A 16,963-nucleotide genomic window follows, 5' to 3' on the forward strand; every position below is an offset into this window, starting at 1 on the left:
ACAAGATATGAAAAAAGTTCTATTCATTATTATATGTATGTGCGCCGTGACAGTACGGGCGCAAAAACCGAATAACGAGGCTATACGCAAGTTGCAGATGGCAGAGTTTGCCATAGCCAACTTATATGTAGATAAGGTGGACGAAAACAAACTGGTGGAAGAAGCCATCATTAAAATGCTGGCACAACTCGATCCGCATTCTACCTATAACAATGCAGAAGAGGTAAAGAAAATGAACGAGCCCCTGCAAGGTAATTTCGAGGGTATCGGCGTACAGTTCCAGATGATAGAAGATACCCTGCTCGTGATACAGCCCGTAAGCAACGGGCCGTCCGAAAAAGTGGGCATCCTTGCCGGAGACCGTATCGTGGCAGTCAACGACAGCGCCATCGCCGGAGTCAAGATGGGTACGGAGGATATCATGGCACGGCTGCGCGGCCCGAAAAACTCGGAAGTCAAACTTACCATTGTACGGCGCGGCGTGGACGACGCACTGCACTTCACCGTAAAACGTGACAAGATTCCCATCCTCAGCCTGGATGCAGCCTACATGATACAACCCAAGACAGGGTATATACGTATCAACCGTTTTGCCGCTACTACCGCCGAAGAATTTACACAGGCGTTGAAAGAGCTCCAGAAGAAAGGCATGAAAGACCTGATCCTCGACCTGCAAGGAAACGGCGGAGGCTATCTGAATGCAGCCATAGACCTTGCCAACGAGTTTCTCGGGCAGAAGGAACTGATTGTCTATACCGAAGGACGTGCCGCCCGTCGCAGCGATTTCTTCGCCAAGGGTACCGGAAACTTCAAGGAAGGACGTCTCATTGTCCTGGTAGATGAATATTCGGCTTCTGCCAGCGAAATTGTGACCGGCGCCATACAAGACTGGGACAGAGGAGTCGTGGTAGGACGCCGTACTTTCGGAAAAGGACTGGTACAACGTCCCATCGATTTGCCGGACGGTTCCATGATACGCCTGACCATAGCGCGCTACTATACTCCTGCCGGACGTTGCATCCAGAAGCCCTACGACAACACCGCCAATCTTGACGGTAGAGTGAAAGGCGGAGACAGCCAGGAAAAATACAACCAGGAACTGATAGACCGCTTCAACCATGGAGAAATGATCCATGCGGACAGCATTCACTTTGCCGACTCCCTGAAAGTGCAGACCAAACGCCTGGCACGCACCGTTTACGGTGGAGGCGGCATTATGCCGGATTTCTTTGTCCCGATAGATACCGCCCAATACACAGACTATCACCGGAACCTTGTAGCCAAGGGCGTAGTCATCAAGGCAACAACCGGTTATATCGAAAAACACCGGAAAGAATTGCAGAACAGATACAAAAAGTTCGAAGCTTTCAACGACAAGTTTGAGATAGACGATGACTTCCTTGCCGAAATCCGTGCCCTTGCGGACAAAGAGAAAATCAAATTCAACGAAAAGCAATATAACCAATCGCTGCCGCTGATCAAGACACAACTCAAAGCCCTGATCGCCCGTGACCTATGGGACATGGATGAGTACTTCCAAGTGATGAACGCCACAAACAACAGCGTGCAGCAGGCTTTGAAGGTGTTGAATGAAGATATCTACAGCACTATGATCCGACAGTAATCGGAAGAGCGTCAAAAGTATATGGATACTTTCATTTTTCAGGCGCGGATTTCATGGATTAGGTAAACAAAATCCATGAGATCCGCGCCTAAAATCAATCTCCGAACAGCCATTTGTTCAGCCAGCGGTTCACGTAGATATTAAGGACGGCGCATCCTGCACCGATGGCAGCACCCGCCAATACATCCGACGGATAATGCACCCCCTCGTTCATGCGTGATACCCCTACTGAACAAGCCCACAGGGCAGAGGGGGCAATGACATACCATTTGGGATATTTCACACTCAAGGAAGTGGCAAGTGCAAAAGCCGTTGCCGTATGCCCGGAAGGAAACGACGGACTGCTTTCACGGCTATACGGATGTATCCTGTCAGGATATTTATCGTATGGCCGTTCACGGTCCACCAAATATTTCATGCCGTATGTCACCACAAACGCACCTGCCACACTGGTACCCACATATACGGCGTCCTTCAACAAGTCTTTGTCATGCCTGATCCACGCAGCTACCGCCATCGCCACCGGCACGCCGACAGCAACGTAGGGCTCCGAACGGGAAATCACCTTATTATAATTGCGAATAAACTTACCGTCCCAACTATTTATTTGATGTACAGTATTGACATCCCAATTCTGTGCTGATAAATTTGATACAACAAGGAAAACAAGATATACAAAAAAAATACTCCTTTTCATAAAATCTTCGTATTAAGTGATTGCAAAGATAGCCCAAATAGTAATAGTATTCACAAAAAAATTCTATCTTTGTTCCCGTATTTATAATAATCCGCCTATCATTTCATGACAATGGATACTTGTTGCACCCGGCAAATCAATTGTACTACATGTCCCAAAATCTCAGAAGGAGTGTTGGTGTATAACCAATTCTCGCAAGGGCAATATTTCCCTGCCGAAAAATGCACACAGAACTGCATGATCTTCATGCTGAAAGGTGACCTGCTCATAAACAGCGCAGAGTATCCGGGAACCACTCTGCACAGCAACCAGATCATACTGCAAGCCATCGGCTCCACAATGGAACTGCTGGCCCTTACCGATGTGGAATACATTGTTTACCGGTTCACCGAGCTCCCCGCGCTTTGCGAGGAGCGCTATAAGGAAATACTCAACCGTTCCGAAGCCCCCTTGACCTACACTCCCCTGACAGCTATTCCAAAGCTGAAATATCTGCTGAAAGACCTTGCCGAGTATCTGAGGGAACAGTCTCCGGCCTGCGGCAAATACATCGACATCAAATGCCAGGAGCTGGTTTACATTCTCACATGCTATTATCCGTTGCCCCAGATCAGTACATTCTTCTACCCCATCAGTACCTATACCGAAAGTTTCCATTATTTCGTCATGCAGAATTATGACAAAGTAAAGAATGTGGAGGAGTTTGCCCACCTTGGAGGATATACGACGACCACCTTCCGGCGACTGTTTAAAAACATGTATAACGTACCGGTATATGAATGGATTCTGGACAAGAAACGTGAAGGTATCCTGAACGACCTGCAACATACCAAACAACGCATATCCGCCATCAGCGCCCGCTATGGCTTCGACTCCCTGTCCCACTTCGCACACTTCTGCAAAGACTCTTTCGGGGATACGCCCCGTTCTCTGCGTAAACGCTCCGCCAATGGAGAAAGGATCACCATCATCTGCAAAGAGAAGGCCGGAGAGGACAACAGCGGCACAAAACCTGCTGATCTGTAATATCTATATCCCTGACTTACGGGATATATAGATGCAACATACGGGATCTATAGATACAACGTGTCAGGAATATAGATGTGACAAGTCGGGCATATAGATACGACAAGTCAAATATATAGATACAATCCCCCGGACTTATTACGGAATTATTTCTTTAATTCCTTGTTTAATCAATGGATTTCCCCTATTTTTGCGAAACATTTACATAAGTGTCTTTGTAGAAAATATTTTCTAACTATTAAATAATTTAAATTCAATCATTTATGTGGTTAAGTAATTCATCTGTAGGAAGGAAAGTGGTGATGAGTATTACCGGTATCGCCCTTGTCCTGTTTCTGACATTTCACATGGCGATGAACCTTGTTGCATTAATCTCCGCCGAGGGATACAACATGGTTTGTGAGTTCCTGGGAGCAAACTGGTATGCATTGGTGGCAACGGCAGGTCTGGCTGCCTTGTTTATCATCCATATCATCTACGCTTTCTGGTTGACTATGCAAAACCGCAAGGCACGCGGTAACGAGCGTTATGCCGTAGTAGAAAAACCGAAAACCGTAGAATGGGCTTCCCAAAACATGCTCGTATTGGGTATCATCGTAATCGTAGGCTTAGGTCTGCACCTGGTAAACTTCTGGTCCAAGATGCAGCTCCCCGAGTTGATGCACAACATGGGTGCACATGCCGACACGCTGACTCTGGCTTATGCAGCCAACGGTGTCTATCACATCCAGAACACTTTCTCCAACCCGGTATTTGTAGTGCTTTACCTCATCTGGCTGGGCGCGCTGTGGTTCCACCTGACTCACGGTTTCTGGAGCTCCATGCAGTCTCTGGGCTGGAACAACAAAGTATGGATTAACCGTTGGAAATGTATTTCCGGCATCTACTCCACTATCGTTGTTGTATGCTTCGCTCTGGTAGTTGTCGTATTCTTCATCAAATCACTGATGTGCGGCGGCGCTTGCTAAGAAAGTAAATTGTAAATGATTAAATTGTAATAGCATTATGACTAAGATAGATTCTAAAATACCGGAAGGACCGGTAGCTGAGAAATGGACCAATTATAAAGCTCACCAAAAATTAGTGAACCCTGCCAACAAACGCCGTCTGGACATCATCGTAGTAGGAACCGGACTTGCCGGTGCCAGTGCTGCCGCTTCCCTCGGTGAAATGGGTTTCAGAGTATTCAACTTCTGCATCCAGGATTCTCCGCGCCGTGCACACTCTATCGCTGCACAGGGCGGTATCAATGCTGCAAAGAATTACCAAAACGACGGTGACTCCGTTTACCGTCTGTTCTACGATACAGTAAAGGGCGGTGACTACCGTGCCCGCGAGGCCAACGTTTACCGTCTGGCTGAAGTATCCAACAATATCATCGACCAATGCGTTGCACAAGGCGTTCCTTTCGCCCGCGAATACGGCGGTACGCTGGACAACCGTTCTTTCGGTGGCGCACAGGTATCCCGTACTTTCTACGCTAAAGGCCAGACCGGACAGCAGCTGCTGCTGGGCGCATACTCTGCATTGAGCCGCCAGGTGAACGTAGGTACCGTGAAACTATATACCCGCTATGAGATGGAAGACGTTGTCCTCATTGACGGACGCGCCCGCGGTATCATTGCAAAGAACCTCGTTACCGGTAAATTGGAACGTTTTGCCGCCCATGCAGTAGTTATCGCTACCGGAGGTTACGGCAACGCCTACTTCCTTTCTACCAACGCCATGGCATGTAACTGCTCTGCAGCAATGGCTTGCTACCGTAAAGGTGCGTGGTTTGCCAACCCGGCTTACGTGCAGATTCACCCCACTTGTATTCCGGTTCACGGTGACAAGCAGTCCAAGTTGACTTTGATGTCCGAATCTCTGCGCAACGACGGACGTATCTGGGTTCCGAAGAAGCTGGAAGACGCCAAGAAACTGCAAGAAGGTACACTGCAAGGAAAAGACATTCCCGAAGAAGACCGCGACTACTATCTGGAACGCCGCTATCCGGCATTCGGTAACCTCGTTCCGCGTGACGTTGCCAGCCGTGCCGCCAAAGAACGTTGCGACAAAGGCTATGGCGTGAACAACACAGGCCTTGCCGTATTCCTTGACTTCAGCGATGCCATCAACCGCTTAGGTGTCGACGTGGTGCGTCAGCGTTACGGCAACCTCTTCGACATGTATGAAGAAATCACCGACGTGAACCCCGAACACAACCCGATGATGATTTATCCGGCTATCCACTACACCATGGGTGGTATCTGGGTTGACTACGAACTGATGACCTCCGTCAAGGGTCTGTTCGCTATCGGTGAATGCAACTTCTCCGACCACGGTGCAAACCGCCTCGGCGCTTCCGCACTGATGCAAGGTTTGGCCGACGGTTACTTCGTATTGCCCTATACTATCCAGAACTATCTGGCCGACCAGATTACCGTTCCCCGCTTCTCTACCGACCTGCCTGAATTTGCTGCTGCAGAAAAGGCTATCCAGGACAAGATTGACTGGATGATGAACATCAAGGGTAAAAAGTCCGTTGACTCCATCCACAAAGAGCTGGGTCATGTAATGTGGGAATATGTAGGTATGGGACGTACCGCAGAAGGTCTGAAAGAAGGCTTGAAGAGACTGAAAGAAATCCGTAAAGAGTTCGAAAAAGAACTGTTCATCCCCGGTGAAAAAGAAGGCATGAACGTAGAGCTTGACAAAGCTATCCGTCTGTACGACTTTATCATAATGGGCGAGCTTGTTGCTTACGACGCCTTGAACCGCAACGAAAGCTGCGGTGGCCACTTCCGTGAAGAATACCAGACTGAAGAAGGCGAAGCCAAGCGTGACGACGAGAACTACTTCTACGTTGCTTGCTGGGAATACCAAGGCTCTGATGAAAAAGAACCGGTATTGCTGAAAGAACCTTTGGTTTACGAAGCGATCAAAGTACAGACTCGTAACTATAAGAGCTAAGTAAGTTAGTTATTATTAACCCGCTATGAGCAGGAGTTCCCGTAACTCGCTGCTTGTAGCCCATAACAGTTCTAAAACAATGGATAAAAATATATCATTTACGCTCAAGGTATGGCGCCAGAAGGGTCCGAAAGCAAAAGGCGCTTTTGAAACATACCAAATGAAAGATATTCCGGGCGATACTTCATTCCTCGAAATGCTGGATATTCTGAACGAACAACTCATCAGCGAGGGCAAGGAGCCGGTTGTGTTTGACCATGACTGCCGCGAAGGTATCTGCGGTATGTGCTCTCTTTACATCAACGGTCATCCGCACGGTCCTGCAACAGGTGCCACTACCTGTCAGATTTATATGCGCCGTTTCAACGACGGTGACACTATCACTGTTGAGCCATGGCGTTCTGCCGGCTTCCCGGTAATCAAGGACTTGATGGTGGATCGTACCGCTTTCGACAAGATCATGCAGGCCGGCGGTTACGTCAGCGTACGCACGGGAGCTCCCCAGGATGCCAACGCGATCTTGATTCCGAAGCCCATTGCCGATGAAGCTATGGATGCCGCTTCCTGTATCGGTTGCGGTGCTTGTGTAGCTGCTTGTAAGAATGGTTCGGCCATGCTGTTCGTTTCCGCTAAAGTCAGCCAGCTGAATCTGCTGCCCCAAGGCAAGCCGGAAGCGTTACGCCGTGCAAAAGCCATGTTGAGCAAGATGGATGAGCTGGGATTCGGTAACTGTACAAACACTCGTGCTTGTGAGGCAGAATGTCCGAAGAACGTTTCTATCAGCAACATTGCCCGCTTGAACCGTGACTTCATCATTGCGAAGTTGAAAGACTGATCAGCACTTTCTACATTTGATTAATATCACAAAGAACTCCTCTTCCGGGAAACCGGCGGGGGAGTTTTTTTTATGAGGAAGCTTTATTATCATTTCGCCACCCATTTAACGCATATGGAATACAAAAAGATAACTCGTGTGCGAAAACAGCAAAAAATCAGTGAAATAGTTTTAAAAGGAACGCCGTGACAGGACTGATATTTGGAAGATACGGACAGAACCTTTACATTTGCAATGTGATTTTTTTCATAGTATTAGATTTAAGGTTAACAAAGGTTGGAGTACAGCGGTACTCCTTTTTTTATGCCTCCCAATAAGGAGTCCTTTTATCTTAAGTGATAGACTCCGCCCACCAACGCTTTCACCACCCCTTTCATTTCCAGTTCAAAAAGTAAGGCACTCATCCGGTTTACCGGCAGGTTGGCCTCTACCACCAGTGTATTGATGTGCAGGTCGCCCCGACAGGACAGGATATGCACCACCCCCTCTTCCTCCTCCGACAGATCCGGAAAAAGATTCCGCTGGACGGCTTCGGGTTTTTCCGCTTTTGAAACAGGCATCCATCCCATAGCGCAGACCAGATCCTCCGCAGACTGGATCAACGCCGCCTTATTGTCACGTATCAACCGGTTACAACCGATAGAAGCAGCATCCGACGCACGCCCCGGAACGGCAAAACAATCACGGTGATATCCCACCGCCAAATCAGCGGTGATGAGCGAACCTCCTTTTTCGGAAGACTCTACCACCACCGTAGCGTCACACATACCCGCCACGATGCGGTTGCGGCTGACAAAGTTGAAGCGGTCAGGATTGGTTTCGGTAAGAAATTCTGTAAGCAGGCCACCATCCGCCAACATATCGACAGCCGTCTTGCGGTGTACGAATGGATAAATACGGTCCATCCCATGCGCCAGCACCGCCACGGTGGAAAGCCGGTTTGCCAGCGCAGCACGATGTGCGTGGATATCAATTCCATACGCCAGCCCGCTGACAACCAACACATCCGGGCAAAGCACAGCCATCTCATGCAGGAAATCGGCACAAAACTGTTTCCCGTAATCGGTGGCACGGCGAGTACCGACCATATTGATAACCCGGAGCCGGTTAAAGTCTGTATTTCCTTTGAAGAACAATACGATGGGAGCATCCTCACACTCTCGCAAACGAGAAGGATAAGCCTCATCTTTCAACGTCAGACAAGAGATACGGTTTTTCTCCACAAATTCCATCTCCTGCCCGGCACGAAGAAAGGCGGCAGGACAATCAAGTGCAGTGACCGTGGCAGGATTGATGCCCGGAAGAATTTCAGGAAGCTCCTTACGGTTGCGGAACACCTCTACGGCACTGCCCGCCCCCTCTATCAAACGTTTCGCCCCGATATGTCCTATACCGGGGCAAAGCGTGAGGGCTATACTGCATATGCGTTCGTCACTGTTCATGATTGAGGTAGGGGGCAAAGACGTTGTCAAATAACTCGCTGTCGCTCAAACGTCCGTTTACCACACATACCGTTTCAACCACCGACTTAATGGCTACTTTATTATCACACTTGCGGAAAATATCCTGGTAGAAAACATACTTGATGCCTTCCTTTTTCATGTACAATCTGGATACAAATTCATCGCCGCTCTTCAGAGGTGTCTTGAATGCCATGCTGATGCGTGCCACCACCGGATCCACTCCCTGTTCATGGAGCCCGGCAAAGCTGACGCCCGCGCTCAACAAGAACTCATGGCGCGTATGTTCCAGATAGTGCTGATAGTTGGCATTGTTGACAATACCCTGCAGGTCGCATTCATAATCACGCACCTTCATCTCCAGTTCATAAATATACTTCTCCATAATGGTCTTCATATTGTATCATTTTCTGATAGGTCAACCTCGTTGCTTCTCCACATCCAGGCCCTTGAACTTTTTCAGTTCTTCTACGGAAACCAGCTTGTAAAGCTTGTCGCTCGGACGTATCTTCACCGATTTCATCGAGAAATGCTGCCCTTTCCTTACAGTCTGTACGGGCTTCAAGTCAACACGCGCCTCGTCCAAAGTGACGAATTCCGCACCGGTCGTAGGTCCTGTTATCAGCAACTTGTCTCCTACACTGACTTCGGCAGCCTCTACCAGGAACTCCGCCACACCGATATTGCTGAAATAGCGGATGCCCTTACCCACATAAATCTTACGCTCTGTGGCGGCGGAACCGTAATTCCTGGTCCATTCGCCCAAGCGTTGTCCCAAGTAGTAGCCGTCCCAGAAGCCACGGTTAAAGACCGTCTTCAGCCGTTCGTCCCAAACGGTGATCTTCTCGTCGGTGAAGGTACCGTCCAAATAAGCACGGATAGCTTCCTTGTAACATTCTACTACGGTACGCACATATTCGGGGCCGCGGGCACGCCCTTCTATCTTGAACACACGCACACCGGCATCCAGCATCTTGTTCATGAAGTGAATGGTCTTCAGGTCCTTGGGCGACATGATATATTGGTTGTCCACTTCCAGTTCCACATCCGTCTCCTTGTCGCGCACGGTGTAGCTGCGGCGGCAAACCTGCATGCAGGCTCCCCGGTTGGCAGAGTGGTTCATTTCGTGCAAGGAAAGGTAACACTTGCCGGACACTGCCATGCAGAGCGCACCGTGGCAGAACATCTCTATACGTATCTGCTCCCCGCCGGGGCCGCAGATATTCTCCTCACGGATATGGCGGTAGATTTCCGCCACCTGCTCCAGATTCAGTTCGCGTGCCAGCACCACCACATCGGCAAACTGCGCATAGAAGCGCAGCGCCTCCACATTGCTGATGTTGAGCTGTGTGCTGAGGTGCACCTCCTGCCCTATACTGCGGGCATAGCTCATCACCGCCACGTCCGCCGCAATCACGGCGGAAATGCCGGCCTCATGAGCGGCATCCACGATGGTGCGCATCAAGGGTATATCATTGTCGTAGATGATGGTATTTACCGTAAGATAACTTTTCATCCCGTGCTCGTCACACGTCCGGGCTATCTCGCGCAAATCATCAATCGTAAAGGTATTCGCCGAACGGGCACGCATGTTCAGGTTCTCGATGCCGAAATAGACAGAGTCGGCACCTGCCTGTATGGCTGCCGCAAGCGACTCGCGTGAGCCTACCGGAGCCATGATTTCGAAATCTTTTATTGTAGCGTTCATATTATCTTCTTTAATAAACATGTACAAAGGTAGGCTTTTTTTCCGTACTTTTGCACGAAACAGACAGGCACTTGTGTCTGATTTCCTATTAAATTTATGAAAATCAAAGAAATAGAATTTGGCAAGTATCCTACATTCCTCGCTCCGATGGAGGATGTCACCGACCCGGCTTTCCGCCTGATGTGCAAGCAGTTCGGGGCAGACATGGTATATACCGAGTTCGTTTCTGCAGACGCCTTGATACGTTCTGTAGGCAAGACCCGGCAGAAGCTGAACATCAGCGACGCAGAACGGCCCGTAACCATACAGATATACGGGCGGGACACGGAAACGATGGTGGAAGCCGCCCGCATCGTGGAACAGGCACGCCCGGACATACTGGACATCAACTTCGGCTGTCCCGTGAAGCGCGTGGCAGGCAAGGGCGCCGGCGCAGGCATGTTGCAGAATGTACCCTTGATGCTTGAAATCACCCGTGCCGTGGTGGATGCCGTGAAGATACCCGTCACCGTGAAGACACGGCTGGGCTGGGATGCCAACAATAAAATCATCGTCGACCTTGCCGAACAGCTGCAGGACTGCGGCATCGCCGCCCTTACCATACACGGACGCACCCGTGCGCAGATGTACACCGGCGAGGCGGACTGGACGCTCATCGGCGAGGTAAAGAAGAACCCTCGCATGCGCATCCCCATCATCGGCAACGGAGACATCACCACTCCCCAACGCGCCAAGGAGTGTTTCGACCTCTACGGCGTAGATGCCATCATGATAGGCCGCGCCAGCTTCGGACGCCCGTGGATATTCAAGGAAGTGAAGCATTATCTGGAAACGGGCGAGGAACTGCCCCCGCTAAGCAGTGAATGGCGGATGGAGGTGCTGCGCCGGGAAGTGGAAGATAGCGTCAACCTGCTGGACGAGCGCCGGGGCATCCTGCACGTACGCCGCCACCTGGCGGCAAGCCCGCTGTTCAAGGGCATTCCCAACTTCCGGGATACAAGGATAGCCATGCTACGGGCAGAGACCAAAGAGGAACTGTACCGCATCTTCGACACCATCGCCCCGTTACTCTGATAAACCGTTTTCTTTATCCGTCGAGCTGACGTTACCTTAGGGATGGCAAAGTTGTGCCACCGTGTTGGCAAAGTTGTGCCACAGGCAAGGCACAGTTGTGCCATCCCTAAGGCACAAATATCGTGTCACCACATCCGGCGGCATCAGATGCCTGCCGTCACTTGAACATCGGTTGTGCAAACCATCGCTTGAACATCCACGTGGCAAGGATATAGATGCCGAAAGCCGATACGAACCCCACGATAGAGTCTATCAGGTAATGCGCCTGGATATAGACCGTAGCCCCGCACAGCAGCAGGTAGAAAGGAAACAGGCAGGCAAACAGACGCTTGCTGCCACGCCATGCCATGATCATCAGTACCGTGGACATCCCGACGTGCGAACTGGGGAAAGCCGCCGTAGGCCGCTCGCCCACCTGCTGGGAACTCTCCACCAGATTGTAGAAGAAGCCGTGCTCATAGCCCGGTCCGGGAAGAAGCTCCTGATGATGGTGGAAATAGTCGCCGATAGAGGGGAAGATGCCCTGCGCCACACGGTCGCTTCCGATGGCGGGGAAATAGAACTGCGGCCCGGCAACGGGGACGAATATATAGATAAGGTAATAGACGAAGAAAGCGGTGACGATGACAAACGAGACCTTCTCGAAAAGGTCGAAACGATAGAGGAAGTACCACACCACTACCAACAATATCATCGGATAATAGAAGAAATACCCCATATTGAACGGCTCGCTCACCCACATCTGCGGGAATCTTTCACAGAACCATACGGCAGGCTGCCCGCCGAACATCCACTGCTCCGCCGAAGCGAACACATGGTCGAGGTTGGGGAATATCCGGTTGAATTCAAAGGTATCGGGATACCAGTAGGAAAGCAGCGACATCTGGATGGCTATACGCACAAAAGCAGAAAACCGGCAGGGCGCCAGCCGGTAAAGGTACATCAGCAGGAAAGTCATTGCCGCAATCATCGCGCGGTCAACCAACATCTGCACCGGATGATCCATTTCCTGAAAAAGAAACAGAATGAGTATGGAAGTCAACAGGTTGTATATCAACGTGATCTTCTCAACCGCAAAAAGCCCTTTACGGGTTTCTACCCTTTTAAATAAATTTATCATGTGTTCTTTGTCCCGACCTTTCATAATGTGCCAACTACCGATTGTCAATTACTCAAAGCCATCCTTTGTCTTTATACCAGGCAATTGTTTCTTTTACTCCCCGTTCCAGTTTATATTCGGGGCTGTAACCCAGTTCCTCGATAGCCGGAGTAATATCACACTGCCAATTGCGTTGTCTCATTATTCTATATTTATCTGAATTGAGCGTACTGGTCTTGCCCCGACGTTTTGCCCAGAATTCAGCGAGCAAAGATACGACTTTCAATACAATTAACGGACACTTCAAGCGAATAAGCAACGGATTACCCAGTTCTTTCCGTATCAAGTCCGAAAAAGCACGGCTCCGGTACACCTCTCCGTCCGCCAGAAAATAAGCGCGACGGGACACTCCTTTCCCGATACCCAGAAATACGGCCTGCACAATATCCTTGACATAAACGAAAGTAAGGTCCTGCCGACGGAAGCCGACGGAAAAATCGATATGCTGCCGGATAGACTTCGCCATAAGGAAATAGTCTTTCTCACGCGGCCCGTAAACACCCGTAGGACGATAGATGACATAGGGGAAACCCGGAATGCTCTGCAAATACAACTCCGCCTTCAGCTTGCTCAGGCCATAGGCCGTATTGGGCGCAGGAGTGTCATTCTCCGTAATGGGTTCGTAGTTCTTTTCATGAATGGGGCCGAATACGCTGAGCGTGCTGATGAAGATAAACTGTTTGGGAACCATGTTCAATTCTCTCAGCGTATCTATGAAATACTTGGTCTGGAGATAGTTCACCAGCTCAAACTCTCCTTTATCCACACATTTGGTGACACCGGCACAATGGACGATGTAATCGAACTTATCGTAAGTGCTCTTATGACCGGAAAGCTGCGCCCGAAGTTCGTTGGGATGCGCAAAGTCAAGTTCAAGAACATGTATCCTGCGGTCACTCAAATATTCACGGCTGCTGGACGAACGGATACCCGCCCATACAGCGAACTTGCGTCTCAGCGCCTCTTCGACGATGAAACTTCCTATAAACCCGCTTGCGCCTGTAACTAATATACTTTCCATCCTATTTTGTCGGTTCTACATGAATACCTATATGAGTTCCTTCACCAAACTTCTCCTTCAGCTTGTCCTCTATGGCCGTTGCCGTACGGTGAGCCTCTTCCAGCGTGATTTTCCCATCCATACGCACATGCACCTCTATGGCATAATGATTGCCTATACGGCGCGTACGGAGATGATGCGGGGAACTCACGTCCGGAAAGGACAGGATGATCTCCTGTATCTCTTCCTCCACATCAGCGGGCAGCGACTTTTCCAACAATTCGTCCACGCAAGGTATCAGCAGTCCAACCGCCACCTTCATGATGAAGAAGCTGACAATCACCGCCGCAGCCGGATCGAGCACCCTCCAATGACTGCCCAGCAAGATAGCCCCGCCGATGCCTACGGCCGTACCGATGGAAGAAAGCGCGTCACTCCGATGATGCCATGCGTTGGCCACGACCGCCTGCGAATTCAGTTTCTTCCCCTTGAATACCGTATATTGATAGAGTATCTCCTTGGATACGATGGATACCAGCGCCGCTGCCAGTGCCAGCATGCCCGGCTCGGGCAAAGAGCCGCCCTGCAAGAAAAGATAGACGGACGAAGCCCCATTCCAGAAAATGCCGAAGCCCACAAACAGGAGAAAGATGCCGATGATGGCTGTCGCCAGCGTTTCATATTTGCCATGGCCATAATCGTGTCCCTCGTCCTGCGGTTTTGATGAAATACGGACAAATACAAGAACAATGATATCCGTCACAAAGTCCGACAACGAATGAACGGCATCCGCCAGCATGGCAGCGCTGTGCCCCATGATTCCCGCAAAGAACTTGAAAACGAGCAAGAGGAAGTTAACCACACTTCCCACAATCGTCACCCGGTAAATCCCCCTCTCACGTGCGATGCCTGCTTTGTCCAGAGTTTGCATTTTCATCTGTTTTCTTGCTTAATCGTTGCAAAGATAGTACATAAATCCGTTACATACAGCCGTTCTTCCATTATTTTCCGGTCGGGCAGCAATATTTCGGGGGCAGATTGAACGAGTGAACCCATTTATTTGTTTACTTTGTAGTCCCCTCCGGCTCTTCTTTCGGAAAAGACCCGGGGAGGGACTAAAACAAAACGATATATATTATGGCTAAGACAAAAAAAGAAAAGAAGGCCGGCAAGCGCATGAAGAAGAAAGAGCTTGTCAAAGCACTGCTGGATTTTTTCCACACAAAACAAGACGAAGTACTGTCCCTGAAATACATTTTTGAGCAACTGCATCTCACGACACATCCGCTGAAGATGTTGTGTATGGATATTCTGTCCGAACTTTCGGATGACGACTACATCACGGAAATAGACAAGCACAAATATAAGCTGAACAACCACGGTATTGAGATGACCGGCACCTTCCAGCGCAAAAGCAACGGAAAGAACTCCTTCATCCCCGAAGGCGGAGGCGACCCCATCTTCGTTGCCGAACGCAACTCGGCGCATGCCATGAACAACGACAAAGTGCGTATCGCCTTTTACGCCAAACGCCGCGGACGTGAAGCCGAAGGAGAAGTCATCGAGATCCTGGAACGTGCCAACGACACCTTTGTAGGCACATTGGAAGTAGCCAAGTCATACGCTTTTCTGGTAACGGAGAACCGTACGCTTGCCAATGACATCTTCATCCCCAAAGAGAAACTGAAAGGCGGAAAGACGGGCGACAAAGCCATCGTGAAGATCGTGGAATGGCCCGACAAGGCGAAGAACCCCATCGGGCAAGTCATCGATATCCTGGGACGTGCCGGAGACAACACCACCGAGATGCACGCCATTCTGGCCGAATTCGGCCTGCCGTATGTATATCCGTCCGCCGTAGAGAAGGCCGCCGACAAGATACCCGATGAAATTCCCGCCGAAGAGATTGCCAGACGCGAGGATTTCCGGAACGTCACCACCTTCACCATCGACCCCAAGGATGCAAAGGACTTTGACGATGCCTTGTCCATCCGCAGACTGAAAGACAATCTGTGGGAGGTAGGCGTACACATTGCCGACGTCACCCATTACGTGAAAGAAGGCGGTATCATCGACAAGGAAGCCGAGAAACGGGCCACCTCCGTTTACCTTGTGGACCGCACCATACCGATGTTGCCCGAACGGTTGTGCAATTTCATCTGTTCCCTCCGTCCCGACGAAGAAAAACTGGCTTATTCCGTAATCTTCGAAATGACGGAAAAAGGGGAAATCAAGCATTCGCGTGTCGTACACACCGTCATCAAGAGCAACCGCCGCTTCACCTACGAAGAAGCCCAGGACATCATAGAAACGGGGAAAGGTGATTTCAAGGAAGAAATCCTCCAGTTGGACAGATTCGCCAAGATATTGCGTGACAATCGTTTCAAGGCAGGAGCCATCAACTTTGACCGTTACGAAGTGAAATTCGAGATTGACGAAAAAGGCAAGCCCGTCAGCGTTTATTTCAAAGTATCGAAAGACGCCAACAAACTGGTAGAGGAATTCATGCTGCTCGCCAACCGCACCGTAGCCGAGAAAATCGGGCGTGTGCCCAAAGGCAAGAAAGCCAAAGTGCTTCCCTACCGTATCCACGACCTCCCCGATCCGGAAAAGCTGGACAACCTGGCACAATTCATCGCCCGCTTCGGCTACAAGCTGCGAACCGGCGGCACAAAGACGGACATATCCAAATCCATCAACCATCTGTTGGACGATATCCAAGGAAAGAAAGAGGAGAATCTGATTGAAACCGTATCTATCCGCGCCATGCAGAAAGCGCGCTATTCCGTGCACAACGTGGGTCATTACGGCCTGGCATTCGATTATTATACACACTTCACTTCGCCCATCCGCCGTTTCCCGGATATGATGGTGCACCGCCTGCTTACCAAGTATCTGGACCAGGGCGGACGCAGCGTATCCGAACAGAAATACGAAGCGCTCTGCGAGCATTCCAGCTCCATGGAGCAGATAGCCGCCAATGCAGAACGTGCCTCCATCAAGTACAAGCAGGTGGAATTCATGACGGAGCATCTGGGACAGACCTTTGACGGGGTAATCTCCGGCGTTACCGAATGGGGACTCTATGTGGAACTGAACGAGAACAAGTGTGAAGGAATGATCCCTATCCGCGACCTTGACGATGATTATTACGAGTTCGACGAGAAGAACTACTGTCTGCGCGGACGCCGCAAGAACCGCATTTACAGCCTGGGTGACGAGATTACAGTCAAAGTGGCACGCGCCAATCTGGAAAAGAAACAGCTGGACTTCGCACTGGTATAGCCTCACCCCCTCTTCCCTCTCCGGAAAAGAGAGGAGAGAGGAGAAGAGAGCAATGAATCGAGAACTTGCGAAACTTGAATGAAATAAAGAATAACCCGACAACATTAAAATACCCCCACTCCCTTACTCCCCTCTCTTCCGGA

14 protein-coding genes are annotated in these 16,963 nt (G+C 50.1%); 7 read left to right on the forward strand and 7 right to left on the reverse strand.

The features are described from left to right. Positions 1-7: 7 nt before the first annotated feature. A complete protein-coding gene (locus tag HMPREF9446_RS09845; protein ID WP_009125480.1) occupies positions 8-1,624 on the forward strand; it encodes a S41 family peptidase in 1,617 nt (538 codons plus the stop codon). Between the two features lie 94 nt (positions 1,625-1,718). Here HMPREF9446_RS09845 and HMPREF9446_RS09850 read toward each other — a convergent pair whose 3' ends face one another. Continuing rightward, complete coding sequence (locus tag HMPREF9446_RS09850; RefSeq protein WP_009125481.1) at positions 1,719-2,321, reverse strand: phosphatase PAP2 family protein; 603 nt, start codon at positions 2,319-2,321, stop codon at positions 1,719-1,721. 105 nt (positions 2,322-2,426) lie between these two features. Here HMPREF9446_RS09850 and HMPREF9446_RS09855 point away from each other — a divergent pair, with 105 nt between their 5' ends. The 4 genes from HMPREF9446_RS09855 (at position 2,427) to HMPREF9446_RS09870 (ending at position 7,134) form a co-directional block, all read left to right on the forward strand. After that, entirely contained in the window at positions 2,427-3,347 is a 921-nt protein-coding gene (locus HMPREF9446_RS09855) for a helix-turn-helix domain-containing protein (protein ID WP_039969006.1), read from the forward strand. Between the two features lie 263 nt (positions 3,348-3,610). After that, positions 3,611-4,315, forward strand: coding sequence for a succinate dehydrogenase/fumarate reductase cytochrome b subunit (locus tag HMPREF9446_RS09860; RefSeq protein WP_009125483.1), 705 nt, complete (start codon positions 3,611-3,613; stop codon positions 4,313-4,315). Between the two features lie 37 nt (positions 4,316-4,352). Then, on the forward strand, positions 4,353-6,299 hold the full coding sequence (locus HMPREF9446_RS09865) for a fumarate reductase/succinate dehydrogenase flavoprotein subunit (RefSeq protein WP_009125484.1): 1,947 nt from the start codon (positions 4,353-4,355) through the stop codon (positions 6,297-6,299). A 79-nt stretch (positions 6,300-6,378) separates the two neighbouring features. Continuing rightward, positions 6,379-7,134 carry a succinate dehydrogenase/fumarate reductase iron-sulfur subunit gene (locus HMPREF9446_RS09870; RefSeq protein WP_009125485.1) on the forward strand — a complete coding sequence of 252 codons (756 nt, stop codon included), beginning with the start codon at positions 6,379-6,381 and terminating at the stop codon, positions 7,132-7,134. 326 nt (positions 7,135-7,460) lie between these two features. On the opposite strand, the gene dprA is transcribed toward HMPREF9446_RS09870, so the two are convergent. Genes dprA through HMPREF9446_RS09885 form a run of 3 tightly spaced genes read right to left on the reverse strand, consistent with a single transcriptional unit; the run spans position 7,461 to position 10,302 of the window. Further along, a complete protein-coding gene (gene dprA, locus HMPREF9446_RS09875; protein ID WP_009125487.1) occupies positions 7,461-8,576 on the reverse strand; it encodes a DNA-processing protein DprA in 1,116 nt (371 codons plus the stop codon). Then, the gene (locus HMPREF9446_RS09880; RefSeq protein ID WP_039969018.1) at positions 8,566-8,979 is read right to left on the reverse strand and encodes an acyl-CoA thioesterase; all 414 of its coding nucleotides are present in this window, start codon (positions 8,977-8,979) and stop codon (positions 8,566-8,568) included. The genes dprA and HMPREF9446_RS09880 overlap by 11 nt, the downstream gene beginning before the upstream one ends. A 33-nt stretch (positions 8,980-9,012) precedes the next feature. Further along, complete coding sequence (locus HMPREF9446_RS09885; RefSeq protein ID WP_039969020.1) at positions 9,013-10,302, reverse strand: peptidase U32 family protein; 1,290 nt, start codon at positions 10,300-10,302, stop codon at positions 9,013-9,015. A gap of 96 nt (positions 10,303-10,398) precedes the next feature. On the opposite strand from HMPREF9446_RS09885, the gene dusB reads away from it, so the two are divergent. Then, complete coding sequence (gene dusB / locus HMPREF9446_RS09890; protein WP_009125490.1) at positions 10,399-11,376, forward strand: tRNA dihydrouridine synthase DusB; 978 nt, start codon at positions 10,399-10,401, stop codon at positions 11,374-11,376. A gap of 157 nt (positions 11,377-11,533) precedes the next feature. On the opposite strand, the gene HMPREF9446_RS09895 is transcribed toward dusB, so the two are convergent. From HMPREF9446_RS09895 to HMPREF9446_RS09905, 3 genes are read right to left on the reverse strand one after another with little or no spacing between them, the layout of a single operon-like run. Then, positions 11,534-12,496: a phosphatase PAP2 family protein gene (locus HMPREF9446_RS09895; protein ID WP_039969008.1), complete on the reverse strand. Its 963-nt coding sequence runs from the start codon at positions 12,494-12,496 to the stop codon at positions 11,534-11,536. Positions 12,497-12,548: 52 nt separating this feature from the next. Further along, positions 12,549-13,556, reverse strand: a complete 1,008-nt coding sequence (locus tag HMPREF9446_RS09900; RefSeq protein ID WP_009125492.1) for an NAD-dependent epimerase/dehydratase family protein — start codon at positions 13,554-13,556, stop codon at positions 12,549-12,551. Between the two features lies 1 nt (position 13,557). Then, a complete protein-coding gene (locus HMPREF9446_RS09905) occupies positions 13,558-14,472 on the reverse strand; it encodes a cation diffusion facilitator family transporter (protein WP_009125493.1) in 915 nt (304 codons plus the stop codon). A 200-nt stretch (positions 14,473-14,672) separates the two neighbouring features. Here HMPREF9446_RS09905 and rnr point away from each other — a divergent pair, with 200 nt between their 5' ends. Beyond that, a complete protein-coding gene (rnr, locus tag HMPREF9446_RS09910) occupies positions 14,673-16,820 on the forward strand; it encodes a ribonuclease R (protein WP_009125495.1) in 2,148 nt (715 codons plus the stop codon). Positions 16,821-16,963 lie beyond the last annotated feature (143 nt).

It is taken from the genome of Bacteroides fluxus YIT 12057 (assembly GCF_000195635.1).
GTDB classification, from domain to species: domain Bacteria; phylum Bacteroidota; class Bacteroidia; order Bacteroidales; family Bacteroidaceae; genus Bacteroides; species Bacteroides fluxus.

Bases quoted from the DNA above. Each gene is read 5' to 3' on its own strand.
- HMPREF9446_RS09845 (WP_009125480.1), top strand. From the start codon at position 8: ATGAAAAAAGTTCTATTCATTATTATATGTATGTGCGCCGTGACAGTA.
- HMPREF9446_RS09850 (WP_009125481.1), bottom strand. From the start codon at position 2,321: ATGAAAAGGAGTATTTTTTTTGTATATCTTGTTTTCCTTGTTGTATCA.
- HMPREF9446_RS09855 (WP_039969006.1), top strand. From the start codon at position 2,427: ATGACAATGGATACTTGTTGCACCCGGCAAATCAATTGTACTACATGT.
- HMPREF9446_RS09860 (WP_009125483.1), top strand. From the start codon at position 3,611: ATGTGGTTAAGTAATTCATCTGTAGGAAGGAAAGTGGTGATGAGTATT.
- HMPREF9446_RS09865 (WP_009125484.1), top strand. From the start codon at position 4,353: ATGACTAAGATAGATTCTAAAATACCGGAAGGACCGGTAGCTGAGAAA.
- HMPREF9446_RS09870 (WP_009125485.1), top strand. From the start codon at position 6,379: ATGGATAAAAATATATCATTTACGCTCAAGGTATGGCGCCAGAAGGGT.
- dprA (WP_009125487.1), bottom strand. From the start codon at position 8,576: ATGAACAGTGACGAACGCATATGCAGTATAGCCCTCACGCTTTGCCCC.
- HMPREF9446_RS09880 (WP_039969018.1), bottom strand. From the start codon at position 8,979: ATGGAGAAGTATATTTATGAACTGGAGATGAAGGTGCGTGATTATGAA.
- HMPREF9446_RS09885 (WP_039969020.1), bottom strand. From the start codon at position 10,302: ATGAACGCTACAATAAAAGATTTCGAAATCATGGCTCCGGTAGGCTCA.
- dusB (WP_009125490.1), top strand. From the start codon at position 10,399: ATGAAAATCAAAGAAATAGAATTTGGCAAGTATCCTACATTCCTCGCT.
- HMPREF9446_RS09895 (WP_039969008.1), bottom strand. From the start codon at position 12,496: ATGATAAATTTATTTAAAAGGGTAGAAACCCGTAAAGGGCTTTTTGCG.
- HMPREF9446_RS09900 (WP_009125492.1), bottom strand. From the start codon at position 13,556: ATGGAAAGTATATTAGTTACAGGCGCAAGCGGGTTTATAGGAAGTTTC.
- HMPREF9446_RS09905 (WP_009125493.1), bottom strand. From the start codon at position 14,472: ATGAAAATGCAAACTCTGGACAAAGCAGGCATCGCACGTGAGAGGGGG.
- rnr (WP_009125495.1), top strand. From the start codon at position 14,673: ATGGCTAAGACAAAAAAAGAAAAGAAGGCCGGCAAGCGCATGAAGAAG.